This is a genomic window from Gordonia sp. HS-NH1 (assembly GCF_001418765.1).
Taxonomy (GTDB): domain Bacteria; phylum Actinomycetota; class Actinomycetes; order Mycobacteriales; family Mycobacteriaceae; genus Gordonia.
Map to the genome: position 1 here is coordinate 108,466 of NZ_LIYC01000009.1, position 12,818 is coordinate 121,283.

Below are 12,818 nucleotides of genomic sequence, written 5' to 3' on the forward strand. Positions count from 1 at the left end.
GAGCGGTGAACGGCCGATCGCGGCGTCAGCGCGGGCCGTTCAGTGCCCGCGCGATGGTCGGCCAGGCACGGTGCAGGTCCTGGTTCCAATAACCCCATGAGTGCAGTCCGGCGCGGAAGTCATACGTGATGTCGACTCCCGCGCGGTCCGCGCGACGTTTGAAGCTCTCGGTGCATCGGGCGACGATACCCTCGAGGACGCCGCCGACGGGCGACGCGAGACCGGCAATTCCGAGTGCCGGGTCGGGGAGCCCGTTGCCGACCGCCACGTACACGGGCTTGCCGCGCAGCGCGGACACGTGATCGGCAGGATTGTGGGCATCCCAGGTGTCGTGGTCGAGCGGCCCCCACATGTTCTCCGGATTTCCGCCCCTCGTGCTGACCGATGTGGCGGTCGCCTGCCGGAACTCGGGTGATCCCTGATCGAGGCACCCGCTGAACGCGACGGCGCCCCGGTAGAGATCGGGGTTGCACACCGCGATGGACATCGCGCCCAGCGCTCCCATCGACAGCCCGCCGATCACGTTGCGTCCGTCGCCCCGAAAGCGCCGATCGACCAGTGGCGGAAGTTCGTCGGTGAGAAAGGTCTCCCACATGTTCCGCCCCAGCACCGGGTCGAGCCGGCGCCAGTCGGTGTAGTACGAGCCCGTACCCCCGATCGGCAGAACCACGTTGACCTTCTTGTCGGCGACGAAGCGCGCAATGTCGGTCTGGAACGTCCATCCACTCTGGGTGTAGTTGGTGTAGACCCCACCGTCGATTCCGTCGAGTAGATACAGCGTCGGGCGCGGTCCGGTCCGGTCGCGGGGAACCAGCACGCTCACTCGGACCGGCCGCTTCATCGCTGCCGAGTACACGGTCATCGTCGTGCGTGTCGCAGTCTCCGGGGAGACCGCGAGGATGCGCGCCGAATCGCCGAGCTTCGGTGGAGTCGCCGCGGCCGGCTGCCCTGTCGAGAGGCTTGCGACGATCGCGATCAGGAAAGCACAACCGAGCCCCGCGGCTCGCCGCCAGTGTGACACTCTTCGATCCCCCTCGGACGCTGCCCGATCACGAGTCGCGACCCACCCCCAGGTCGACGTCCGGCATCCGCCGCGTGTCGGTCGATCACGGGTCCGAACACGGACCGCCGCCATAGTAGAACAGGTTCGTGATCGTCGTGGGACCAGAGCGCGCCGACGGTCGGGGTTTTGGGCCGTGGGACGCGGGTACCCGACTGGTCCCGGGCTGTGGACAGTCGGGATGCAACGACAGAGGAAGGTAGATGCTCCGTGAGCACATATGTCACCGCGAATCCGACCACGGGTGTGACCGACCGGGAATTCCCCGGACTGAAGGACGACGAGGTGGCCGGCGTTGCCGAACGGTCGCTGGCTGCCTACCAGGACTGGCGTTCGACCGAGGCGTCCGAGCGTGCCGCGATGCTGTCGCGAACCGCGGATCTGTACGAGAAGCGAGCCGATGAACTGGCGGCCGTCATCACGACCGAGATGGGCAAACCGGCCAAGGAAGCTGCCGGTGAGGTTCAGCTGGCCGCCGACATCTATCGCTGGTACGCCGAGCACGGACCCGATCTCCTGGAGACCGAGGCCCTCGATCCACAGGGTGCGGACGCGTCGATCGTGCAGGTGACGCCGATCGGGCCGCTCGTCGGCGTCATGCCATGGAACTATCCGTACTATCAGGTCGCTCGATTCGTCGCGCCGAACCTGTTGGCGGGCAACACCGTCATCCTCAAGCACGCATCGATCTGCGCCGCGTCGTCGGCTCTGATGGCGGAGATCCTGCACGACGCGGGTGTGCCCGGCGACGCGTACATCAACGTGTACGCGAACAGTGATCAGATCGCAGAATTGCTGGCCCACAACGCGATACGCGGTGTGTCTCTCACCGGAAGCGAAAAGGCCGGCGCCGCCGTGGCGAAGGTGGCGGCGGAGAACCTGAAGAAGTCCGTGCTCGAGCTCGGGGGGTCGGACCCGTACATCCTCCTCGATTCCGCCGACATGGAACGCACGACGAAGATCGCGGCTCGGGCACGATTGTCGAATGCCGGTCAGGCGTGCAACTCACCGAAGCGCTTCATCGTGCTCGAGGAGTTGTACGACGATTTCGTCGACGGGGTGGTGAAGCAGTTCGAGTCGACCGCGGTCGGTGATCCGGCGGACGAATCCACCCAGATGGGGCCGTTGTCATCTCTCTCGGCGCGCGACACCGTGGCCGAGCAGGTCGAGACCGCGGTGAAACAAGGTGCCACGCTGCGCACGGGTGGGAAGCCCGTGCAGCGGGACGGCGCCTTCTTCGAGCCCACCGTCCTGACCGACATCACCCCGGACATGGATGCGTACTCCGAGGAGATCTTCGGTCCGGTCGCCATGATCTACAAGGTCGCCTCCGCCGAGGACGCCGTGGCGCTCGCCAACGATGTCGAGTTCGGCCTGAGCGGTTCGGTGTGGAGCGGCGACATCGGCAAGGCCGAACAGGTGGCCGACCGGCTCGAGGTCGGGATGGCCTATGTCAACGAGCACGGCACCACCTTGCCCGGGCTCCCGTTCGGCGGGGTCAAGCGGTCGGGATACGGCCGCGAACTCGGACGCTGGGGCATGGGCGAATTCGTCAACACGAAGCTCCGTCGGACAGCCTCCGCATAGATCGGATCACCCGACGACGAGCGGGTCTCCACGACGTGGAGGGCGGGCCGACGCGAGAAGCGTCGGCCCGCCCTGCTGTCGTCGGCTGGGTCAGCCGCTGGTCTCACGCGCGCGGGCGACGGCGACGGCCACCCCGTGGTGCCACGGGACGCCATGGCCGGGCAGGAGCGATTTCGCCTCTGTTGCCGCCAGCGCGTCGAGCGATGCGCGATTGCGATCGAGGTCGGCAGTTGCGGACCCGGCGATCATGCGCGGGCCGGTCGCTGCGGTGTACGGATCGAGCGTCACCAGGGCGTCGCCGGCGATGACCGCGTCGCGGGACGGAAAGTGGAGTGACACATGGCCGTAGGTGTGCCCTGGGGTGGGGACCACCTGCGCGCCGCCGGGGAGCACCGCGTCGTCGCCGAAGGTCGTCACGTCCATGTGGTCGACGCCGCGCACGGTGAGCGCGCCCGCCGTTGCCATGCGCCCGAGCAGCGGGAGGGCACGCGGATGACGAAGGGGCACCCCGAATCTGGTGGCGTTCTGGTGTGCGTAGCGGTAGGGATGCGATGCCAGCCACGCGTCGTCACGATGGACGTGGACAGGGATCCGCCACTCACGCGCCAGGCGTCGCGCGGTGCCGACATGGTCGAAATGGCCATGGGTGATGATCAGATCGGAGACCGCGTCGGTGTCCCGGCCGAGTTCGCGGACGGCTTTGCGGAGCGGCTCGTACGACCGGGGGAGTCCGCAGTCGACGAGCACCAGCCGGTCACCGTCCTCGACCAGATACTGATTCGTGTGCGCGTGTTCGAGCCAATGGATGCCGGGGACGACGTCGCGATGCAAGGTCATGCTCGGGCGCATACCCTGCGGGGGCAGCGGCAAACCGTGGTACGACCTCGGAGGTTTGGACAAGACCGGGGGTTTTCTGTAATCACCCCGGCCTCTGGCTCGACATGCGGGTTACAGCACCGCGCGAGCGTGAGTCCGACACTATCAGGCCTACCGCGGCGGAAGCCAATCGTGGACCGCGGTGCCGAAATCAGCCGTCGGTGAACACCGACCAGCACAGGTCATTTCGTGCGCGCTGGTCGGCGAGCACCAGGTCGCGCAGCCGGTCCGGGAGTTGTGCACGCTGCCAGGCGCATTCGCGCCTGCCGGCGTCATCGCTGCCGTGTTCGGTGCGTACCGCCTTGATCGCATACGCCGCGGCGCCCAGATCATGCGAGGCAACGTGTGCGGTCACCGCTGCCTGTCCGGCGGCGTATGCGGCGAATCGTGGAGCGCCACGGAGGTCACGAGCGGCACCCATGGCGTGTCCGCCCGCGGCTCGCGACTCCATCATCGCCAGCTCACCCCTGGTCCACGCGCGGACCGCGGCGATGGCGTCGCGTGGTCGCGTGTCCTCGGGTCGCGCCGACTCGAACAGGGGGAGGACGTGCTCGGCGCACGCCGCGGCCCAGAGTGCCAGCAAGTGATGGTCGGCGTCGGTGAGTGTCCCGCCACGGCGGATGGTGACCAAGCGGGGATCGAACACCTTGGGGAGAATCATCCCGACCGTTCCTGTCTGCGCGAGTCAGCGCGTGCGCCGGGCGACGCGCAGCTCGACATCCTCGGGTGCGAGCACCGCGGTGGGATCGGCGACGACCCCGACACGCACGGGGACATGCTCCTTGTCGGTCACGGTGAGCGGCGCGCCGTCGGGCTGCAGATGGTCGTTGCCCCATTGCATCAACGACATCACCACGGGAAACAGGTCGCGGCCCTTGTCGGTGAGTTGATACTCGAACCGTTCACGCTGGCCGGCTTCGCGGTAGGGCACCTTGGTGAAGATCCCCGCCTCGGTGAGTTCTCTCAGGCGGGCCGACGCAACCGCATCGGTGATCCCGACCCGGCGACTGAACTGATCGAACCTGGTGGCGCCGTAGAAGGCCTCCCTCAGGATGAGGATCGCCGACCGGGTCCCCACCAGGTCGATCGCCTTCGCGATCGAGCAACCGGTGGCCTCCCAGCTGTCGCGCTCGGCCAGCGGTCCCTTCAGGTGCATCATGACTCCACCCTACCCTGACTTGACAGAACCATAGCCAGGGCGTAGATCTGACTATGGCAGACAAAAGTCAGCCGGATATCCGGGTCGGCTGGAGTTTCCGACCCGCGAACTGATGGAGGATCAGTCATGAGATCTGCGGTCATCGTCGACGCTGTTCGCACGCCCATCGGCAAGGGCAAGCCCACCGGCGCCCTCCATGACGTCCATCCCGTCGACCTGCTGGCGCACAGCCTGCGCGCGGTCGTGGATCGCTCGGGCGTCGACCCCGAACTCGTCGACGACGTGATCACCGGGGTGGTCAGCCAGGTGGGCGAGCAGAGTTTCAACCTCGCGCGCCGCGCCCTCCTGGCCGCGGGCTATCCCGAGTCGGTGCCCGGCGTGTCCGTCGATCGCCAATGCGGCAGCGGCCAGCAGGCCATCGCATTCGCTGCACAGGGCATCATCGCGGGTACCTACGACGTCGCGGTCGCCGCGGGAGTCGAGTCGATGTCCCGGGTTCCGATGGGTTCGGCCGCGGCCGGTACCGGCGATCTGAACGGGCGGGCATTCGACGAGCGATACCCGGAGGGGCTCGTGGGTCAGGGGATCTCGGCCGAACTGATCGCTGCCCGCTGGGACATCTCGCGGCACGAGATCGACGAATTCTCCCTGCGGTCCCATGATCTGGCCGCCACGGCCACCAAGAACGGACTCTTCGACAACGAACTCGCGGCTCTTGCCGGACTGACGTCGGACGAGGGGATCCGGCTTGGGGGCAGTCTCGACGATCTGGCGCGACTGCGGCCCGCCTATTACGACGAGGCGATCGCACGCCGATTCCCGGAGATCGACTGGAAGATCACCGCGGCGAGCGCGAGTCAGATCAGCGACGGGTCGTCCGCGGTACTACTCATGAGCGAGGAGAAGGCCGCCGAGCTCGGCGTGCGTGCCCGAGCCCGGGTACACACCATCGCGGTCGCGGGTGACGATCCGCTGCTGATGTTGACCGGCATCATCCCGGCAACCCGAAAGGCATTGTCGCGCAGCGGGCTGCGCATCGAGGACATCGACCTGTTCGAGGTCAACGAGGCGTTCGCGCCGGTGGTGCTGGCATGGTCGAGGGAGTTCGGCGTGGACTTGGACAAGGTCAATGTCAACGGCGGCGCGATCGCCGTCGGTCATCCGCTGGGCGCCAGTGGCGCGCGCCTCGCGACCACCGGGCTCAATGCCCTCGAGCAGCGTGGGGGTCGCTACCTCCTCCAGACGATGTGTGAGGCGGGCGGACTGGCGAACGCCACGATCTACGAACGACTCGCCTCCTAGGTCGCGATGTCCGGACCCCACCGTGGCTGGGGGCGGCCCTGTTCGAGGGTTGCCCCTGTCGTTTGGGTGCTGCGACGGTGGGGTACCGGAGTGCACCGACGAGGTGTCGCTCGAATGCGTCGACGCCCGTAGGGCAGGACGGGTAGCGGACGAGCCCGCCAGGCCGAGGATGGGACGCCGATGATGGGTGAGAGTACGCAGTCGCCGCCGGACGGTGGGCACGACGACGCTGCCGGCGTCGACGACGCGGCTGATGTACGGGACAGCGAGGACAGCAGCGGTGCGGGCCAGCGGGCCCCGCTCGTCGAACCCCCACGGTTGCGCGTGGAGGAGGACCGGGCGGCCACCAGGCTCGAGCTGTTCTTCGATCTCGCCTATGTCCTCGTCATCCACCAGTTGGCGATGGCGCTCACCGTCAGCATTGGCTGGCGGGGCGTGGGTGTGTTCGCCGGGTTGTTCGTGGTCACGTGGTGGTCGTGGGTGACCACCACGCTGTACGCCAACCGCTTCGACACCAACGATGTGTTCTACCGGGTCCTGAAACTGGCCGCGACATTCGCGGTCGCGGTGATGGCCGCGGGTGCCGCGACCGCGGTCGGCGGCGACGGTACCGTGGCGTTCGGGGTGGGTTACATCACGACCCGGGTCATCCTGGCAGCGTTGTATTTCCGGGCTTGGCGACACATCGTCGAGGTGCGCGTCACGGTCGACATCTATCTCGCGGCCACCGTCGTGAGTGGGCTGATCTGGACGGTCTCGCTGTCCATGCCGTCACCGGTCACCTACATCCTGTGGGCGGTGGGCATTCTCGTAGAGGCGGTGGCGCCCTTCGCCGCGACGCGCTGGGGCCCGGACGTACCGCTGCACCTCGAACACCTTCCCGAACGCTTCGGGCTGTTCGTCATCCTCGTTCTCGGCGAGTCGATCTCGGCCATCGTGCTCGGCATGGAGGACAGCCACTGGGCATGGTCGTCGACCGCGGTGGCAGCCCTGGGGTTCACGATCGCCGCCTCCGTCTGGTGGATGTACTTCGACATCGGCGGGGCCGAGGCCAAGGTCGAGATCCAAGAGGACGACAGTGCGGTGGGCAGCGGACGGGCCGACGGGTACATCTACGGTCATCTGCCGCTCACCCTGGGTGCCGCTCTCGTAGGGGTGGGTATCGAACAGTATGTGCTCCACCCGATCGGTGAGTTGGAGTCTGCCGGGCGATGGATCCTGTGCGGCGGTATCGCTCTCTTCACCGTGGGGGTCTGCTCGATCCTCGGGTGGAGCTCGGGCAACTGGAAGACCGTGGTCCCCTGGCCCGCGTTGGTCATCCCGGTGGTGCTCGTCGTGGGCGCCGTCGACAACGCTCTTCCGTATGCGTCGGCGGTTGTCCTCGCCGTCGGTGCCGTCATCGCCGTGGCGACCGGGGTCGTCCGGCGGCGGCGGAGCCCCGTCGAGACGACCGAGACCTGACCCCCGGCCGACCGCGGGACGGCGCCCAGGTCCCTGGGTCGGCCGGGCTCGACATCAGTGACGCGCTGCCGCGTCGAAGTGGTCTGTGTCGGGGCGCCGGTGATCGTCTGTGGTGGAGTCGCTGTCGGCGTGAAGGACCTCGACGATGCCGAGGTCGGCGAGCCGGGCGTACTCCTCGACCGACAGCGTCTGGATGCTACCGATGCGGCGCGCCACATCGGGGCGTGCGCGGCGCAGGTACAGGTACCAGCCGACCGCGACGGCCAGGATGGCCGCATACACCAGCGGCAGGACATTGAACGGCCACTCGGGCTGCGGGTAGACGTTGTTGAGGATGACGTAGCCGAGACCGAGCGCGGCGAGACCGGAGACGATGGCGCGCACCGGTGTGAGGGCCTTGATCCGATACAGCCAGATCGGCGTCGCGATGACCACGAGAAGGTAGCTGATCAGAAAGCCCCAGTTGGCCACGTAGGCGCCGTAGACATCGAAGACCAGCCGCCCGGCCGAGCTGAACGTCGCGACGACGGCGAACACCAGCGCCACCGCGCCGACGAGGAGAATGCCGACCCACGGCGTGCGATAGCGCGGGTGCGCCTGCGCGAGCACCTTCGGGATAGCTCCCTCGTGGGCGAGGGTGAACAGTGACCGGGCGGCCGAGGTGGTGACAGCCGTGACGAAGACGATGAACGCGATGGCCACCGCCGCACTCACGACCGGGTTGATCCACGCCACCCCGGTGTCGTCGGCGAGCTGGGGCAGGACGGCCTTGTCCCCGTCGAAACCGTCGAAGTGCAGCACCTGGGGGTAGGTGGCCAGCAGGTAGAGCACCCCGATGATGAGCACGACGCGCAACAGTGCCCGGGCGATCGTGCGGTGCGCATCGCGTGCCTCGGCGCCGAGCGATGCCACGCTCTCGAATCCCGCATAGGCACCCACGGCGGTGACTGCCGCGACGAATGTCGAACTGTCACCCAGATTGGAGAGGCTCAATTGCTCGGCGTCGAACCGGAACCCGTAGGCCACATACGACGCGATGATGATGACGGCGATGGACACCAGTGCCAGCACCTCGAAGGCGAGTTCGTACCTCGCCGCGAGGGTCGCTCCGCGAAGTGGCAGGTAGATGCCGACTCCGACGACGATGACGACGAGGAGCAGCTTGAACCACGTTGCCTCGCTGCCCAATCCGATCTCGAACAGGAACGCATCGACGTACAGGACGCCGCCGAGGGTGCCGGTGGTGGCGAAACCGATGTACCCCAGCAACAGACTGGTGCCCGCGACGAACGCGAATCCCGGGCCGAGGCCGTTACCGGTGTAGGTGCCCAGGGAACCGCTCGACACCGTGCGGCGGGCCTGGAAACCGATCGTGCCGGCGATCAGCAGAGCGATCACCAGCCCGACGATCGCCGCCCAGGCCGCCCCTTTACCGGCCGCCGTGTACAGCGCGAACGGTACGACGGCAATAGCGACGCTCGGTGCCGCCGCGGCGAGCCCCTGGGCGAACACGCCCCAGGTGCCCAGCGCGTCCTTCTCCAGTCCTGTGGTTTCCGCGGACGTCAGGTTGCGTCCACCGAGGGACAGCGTCGTCGGCGATGGTGCCGGCGAATCCGGGCCCGTCGGAGAAGGCCGGGACGTGCCGGCATCGGTGGTCGGTGGGGTCTCCGCGGATGCGGTCATGACTCCCTGCTTTCTCGAATCGCGATGCCGTCGGAACACGCTGGCGCGCAGCTGTTTCGATGATTGTCGCGAGGTGATAACGGTCGGGACCGAGTATGCGCGGATTCGGTCGCCGAGAAACTCGTTGCGCTCGCTGCGGTTCTTTCTCTCCGATTTCGGCGAGAAGTCAGAGGGCCCAGGCAGGAGTGGGTGACGCCGCCCGTAGGTGGTCCCGCAGCGTGTGCGTGTCGTATTCGCGTCGAAACAGTCCGCGGCGACGGAGAATTGGCACGAGCTCGTCGACGATCACGTCCAGGCCGTCGACGAGAACATCCGGTTGGAGATTGAAGCCGTCGATCGCACCGGAATGGAACCAGTCTTCGATGTGATCGGCCAGCTGCTCCGGCGTCCCGACGAAACCGGCATGTCCGGAACCGGTGTAGCGTGTCTGTGTGAGGTATTCCCGAACCGTCGGGTTGGTCTTTCTGATCTGGGCGACGATCGATTCGCGGAAACCCACACTGCCGGCGAAGGTCTGGAGGTCCGCCGGGGCGGCCAGCACGGCCTCGGGGAACGGCTCGTCGAGTTCGAGCTTGGTGGCGTCATAACCGATGGCCTGCGACAGCCATCCGAGGGAGTACGACGCCGGGCCGCGGTCGTGCAGGTCATCGCTCCGCCGCCGGGCCTCTTCCTCTGTACTGCCCAGGGACAACAGCAATCCCGGGAGGATCTTGACGTCGTCGGGGGAGCGGCCCGCGGCGCGGGCGAGCCCCTTGACCAGGCGATAGTGTTCGATGGCCTTGTCCTGCGTCAGTTCGGCGGCGAACACACCTTCGGCAACCCGTCCCGCCAGTGCGCGGCCCTTGGCCGAACCGCCCGCCTGGAAGAGCACCGGATGGCCCTGCCGGGAGGGTGGCACGCGAAGCTGCGCATCCACCGAGAAGAAGTCGCCCCGATGGTGCACCTCCTGTCCGGTCACAGCCGAATCCCACAGCGCGCGAACGACGCCGACGAACTCGGCGGCACGTTCGTACCGGTCGTCGCGGAGCGGGACGTCGGGCAGGCCGAAGTTGCGGGCCGGCGCCGTGCCACGGCTGGTGACGATGTTCCATGCGGCGCGGCCACCCGACGCGTGGTCGAGGGACAACAGCCGTTCGGCGAGTTCGACGGGGTCGTTGAACGTCGTCGAGGCCGTCGACACCAGTCCCACGTTCTCGGTGATTCCGGCGACATAACCCCAGTTCACCGTCGGCTCGAGGTGTGCGGGGTTGGCGTCGTGGGCGGGATCGCCGAGGGCCGGGACGTCGGCCAGGAACAAGGCGTCGAGGGTGCCGCGCTCGGCGGCCGCCCCGATCCGCCGCCAGTACGCGGGGTCGACGAAGGACAAGGCGTCGAGTTCCGGCGACTGCCACGCGGCGGGTAGGTAGCCGAGGACCAGCACGTTGATCCCGAGGATGACGTGTCCGTCGCGGCGCTCGGTCATGGGTACTCCTGAAGATTGTGTCGGGGTGCCGGCGTCGGACCGGGCTCGTCGGTGGCGACTACAGCCACGGATGGGGCTGGGGTACAGCGAAAGCCGGCCGACCGCGGTCGCGCGGGGGTGCCGGCAGGGAGAGGGCTGCGCGCAGGGGCTGCGACCGTTCGGTGGCACGAGCACCGTCGGCCAACCATCGACGCGCGGTGGACAGCAACTCGGCGAGGTCTGTGTCGGTGCGGGACGCGAGGACGACGCCCGTCGCGTCGCCGGGGAGTGGCTCACCTGGTTCCACGACGGGGACCGGGCCGTTTCCGCCGATCACGAGGTCGACCGCGTCGTCCGCCTCGGGGTCGTCGTGCTCTCCGGCGGCGTACCACCCGATGACGGACGGGCCGTGCGGCGGCTCTGGGACCGTCAGTGGGCCGGCGATCCGGAAGACGCCCTCGACGTCGACGTGTTCGATCTCGTCCGAGCGTACGAAGATCCCCGACTCGCGGTCGCCCACCACCGAGTCCAGTGGCCAGCTACGTTCCAAGGCCCGCACCGCTCGGGCCGCGGCGACCGCGCGACCCGCTGGGGACGTGTCTGCGGCTACCCCGCCGGTAGACCAGGGGTCCCCGGACGCGCCCGCGTGATCTTCGGGTCCGAAGACCACCCCGCTCCGTCCGGTCGACAGGTGACCGAGGGATGCAACGCGACGGGCGAGGTTGTACGGGTGATCGCGACGAGGCGGTGCGGGAACGAGGACTCGCGCAGCCACGGTGCGCGCCAGAAGGACTGCCGCGGCAGCACTCCCGTCGACGATGACCTCAGTGGGACCGGAACGGCCGTCGAGCCGGTCGATCCCGAGGATGGAGAACGCCAGCGGAAGGTCGTCCCACTCGGCCCTCAGCTGCGGATCGTCGAGCAGCCGCAGAACCGCCGTGCCGGTCAGCCCGAGTGCGAGGTAGGGCTCGGCCATCGTCAGTTGCCCTGTCCACCGCGACCGGCGGCGAAGAGGTCGGGCACCGGATCGGTGCCGTTCACCACCCAGTCCCCGAGGATGCGTGCCTTGTATACACGCGGATTGTGCGATGCGAGGGTCCGCGCATTGCGCCAATGTCGGTCGAGCAACGTGGTGGTCGAGACGCCGGATGCCCCGAGTGCGTCGAACACGGTGGTCGTGGCGTCCAGCGCGGCGTCGATGATCACCAGCTGAGCCTGGTCGGTGGCCACCTGGGAAGTCCGGACTCGCAGCGCGCGCTCGTCGGCGTCGCCGGCAGCGTGAGCGATGGCGAGGCGATCCAACTCGCGTGCGGTCTGCCGCAGAGCCGCCTCCGCGGCGAATGCATGCGCCGACACGCTGCCGATGACCTGCAGCAGCTGGGGATCCGAGGCAGGCACCGGGTCGAGACCATGGGGGTAATTGCGCCCGCGCGAGCGCAGGGCGATCACGCCGTCGCGCAAGGCCGCACGGATGATCCCGGTCAGGACTGCGAGTATCGCGACCTGGTAGAAGTGCCCCTGGTACACGAACCGCTCGGCGACCGGGAAGACGTTCCCGTCCTCGGCCGGCACGTCGATGTAGTTCGCGCTGCCGCTCGCGGTGGTCTGTTGCCCGAAACCGGTCCAGTCGTCGACGAGTTCGACGCCGGGGTGGTCGCGGCGGACGAGGGCGGTGAGCAGTGCTCCGTCGTCGGTCCGGCCGATGACGTCGAGCCAGTCGGCGAACAGGCTGCCGGTCGCGTAGAACTTCGCCCCGGTCACGCGGTACTGATCGCCGTCGGGCCGGATGGTCGTGGCCATCGCGGCGAGGGTGCCGTTGTTGGCCTCCGTCCAACCGCCGCCCACGAACTCGCCGGCCAGGAATCTGTCGATCCACCGGTCGTTGGCGGCCGATTGCGGTGCGTTGAGCCGGTCCTCGACGAACGCGAGGTGGTTGCGCCAGACGTGGGCCACGTTGGCGTCGGCCTCGGCCAGTGAGGCGAGGAGGGCGAAGGTCTGCTCGAGCGATGCGCCCAGTCCGCCCTGCTCGACGGGGATACGGATCCGGCCCAGGCCCGCGGCCTTGAGCCACGACACCTGGTCGTGGGCGAATTCGCGGTGGCGCTCGCGGTCGATGTTGCCCGCGGCGATGCGTTCGAAGATCGGGGTGAAACGTTCGTCCAGTTCGGTGTCGGTTGCCGTTGCGGGCTGCAGGTACACCGGCGCGGTCGGCGCCACGGTGTCGGTCATGTGCTCACTGCTTTCTTGTC

At 68.0% G+C, this 12,818-nt stretch carries 11 protein-coding genes; 3 read left to right on the forward strand and 8 right to left on the reverse strand.

What is annotated here, in order from left to right; translation table 11 throughout:
- Nucleotides 1–25: 25 nt before the first annotated feature.
- Nucleotides 26–1,021 (reverse strand): alpha/beta hydrolase, encoded by a 996-nt coding sequence (locus AMD30_RS09170; RefSeq protein WP_055475427.1) that lies wholly within the window; start codon nt 1,019–1,021, stop codon nt 26–28.
- Between the two features lie 249 nt (nt 1,022–1,270).
- Between AMD30_RS09170 and AMD30_RS09175 the strand changes: the two genes are divergently transcribed.
- Entirely contained in the window at nt 1,271–2,647 is a 1,377-nt protein-coding gene (locus AMD30_RS09175) for an NAD-dependent succinate-semialdehyde dehydrogenase (RefSeq protein ID WP_010842488.1), read from the forward strand.
- 90 nt (nt 2,648–2,737) lie between these two features.
- Here AMD30_RS09175 and AMD30_RS09180 read toward each other — a convergent pair whose 3' ends face one another.
- The 3 genes from AMD30_RS09180 to AMD30_RS09190 form a co-directional block, all read right to left on the reverse strand.
- Entirely contained in the window at nt 2,738–3,484 is a 747-nt protein-coding gene (locus AMD30_RS09180) for an MBL fold metallo-hydrolase (RefSeq protein WP_010842489.1), read from the reverse strand.
- 190 nt (nt 3,485–3,674) lie between these two features.
- The gene (locus tag AMD30_RS09185; protein WP_010842490.1) at nt 3,675–4,184 is read right to left on the reverse strand and encodes a putative immunity protein; all 510 of its coding nucleotides are present in this window, start codon (nt 4,182–4,184) and stop codon (nt 3,675–3,677) included.
- A 24-nt stretch (nt 4,185–4,208) separates the two neighbouring features.
- Nucleotides 4,209–4,682 carry a winged helix-turn-helix transcriptional regulator gene (locus AMD30_RS09190; protein WP_010842491.1) on the reverse strand — a complete coding sequence of 158 codons (474 nt, stop codon included), beginning with the start codon at nt 4,680–4,682 and terminating at the stop codon, nt 4,209–4,211.
- A 126-nt stretch (nt 4,683–4,808) separates the two neighbouring features.
- Between AMD30_RS09190 and AMD30_RS09195 the strand changes: the two genes are divergently transcribed.
- Both AMD30_RS09195 and AMD30_RS09200 read left to right on the forward strand, forming a co-directional pair.
- Entirely contained in the window at nt 4,809–5,984 is a 1,176-nt protein-coding gene (locus AMD30_RS09195; RefSeq protein WP_010842492.1) for a thiolase family protein, read from the forward strand.
- A 180-nt stretch (nt 5,985–6,164) separates the two neighbouring features.
- On the forward strand, nt 6,165–7,445 hold the full coding sequence (locus AMD30_RS09200; protein WP_010842493.1) for a low temperature requirement protein A: 1,281 nt from the start codon (nt 6,165–6,167) through the stop codon (nt 7,443–7,445).
- Nucleotides 7,446–7,499: 54 nt separating this feature from the next.
- On the opposite strand, the gene AMD30_RS09205 is transcribed toward AMD30_RS09200, so the two are convergent.
- The 4 genes from AMD30_RS09205 to AMD30_RS09220 form a co-directional block, all read right to left on the reverse strand.
- Nucleotides 7,500–9,128 (reverse strand): APC family permease, encoded by a 1,629-nt coding sequence (locus AMD30_RS09205; RefSeq protein ID WP_010842494.1) that lies wholly within the window; start codon nt 9,126–9,128, stop codon nt 7,500–7,502.
- A gap of 166 nt (nt 9,129–9,294) precedes the next feature.
- Nucleotides 9,295–10,590 carry an NtaA/DmoA family FMN-dependent monooxygenase gene (locus tag AMD30_RS09210; protein ID WP_010842495.1) on the reverse strand — a complete coding sequence of 432 codons (1,296 nt, stop codon included), beginning with the start codon at nt 10,588–10,590 and terminating at the stop codon, nt 9,295–9,297.
- Between the two features lie 58 nt (nt 10,591–10,648).
- On the reverse strand, nt 10,649–11,545 hold the full coding sequence (locus tag AMD30_RS09215; RefSeq protein WP_010842496.1) for an LLM class flavin-dependent oxidoreductase: 897 nt from the start codon (nt 11,543–11,545) through the stop codon (nt 10,649–10,651).
- Between the two features lie 2 nt (nt 11,546–11,547).
- Nucleotides 11,548–12,798 (reverse strand): acyl-CoA dehydrogenase family protein, encoded by a 1,251-nt coding sequence (locus tag AMD30_RS09220; protein ID WP_010842497.1) that lies wholly within the window; start codon nt 12,796–12,798, stop codon nt 11,548–11,550.
- Between the last annotated feature and the right edge of the window lie 20 nt (nt 12,799–12,818).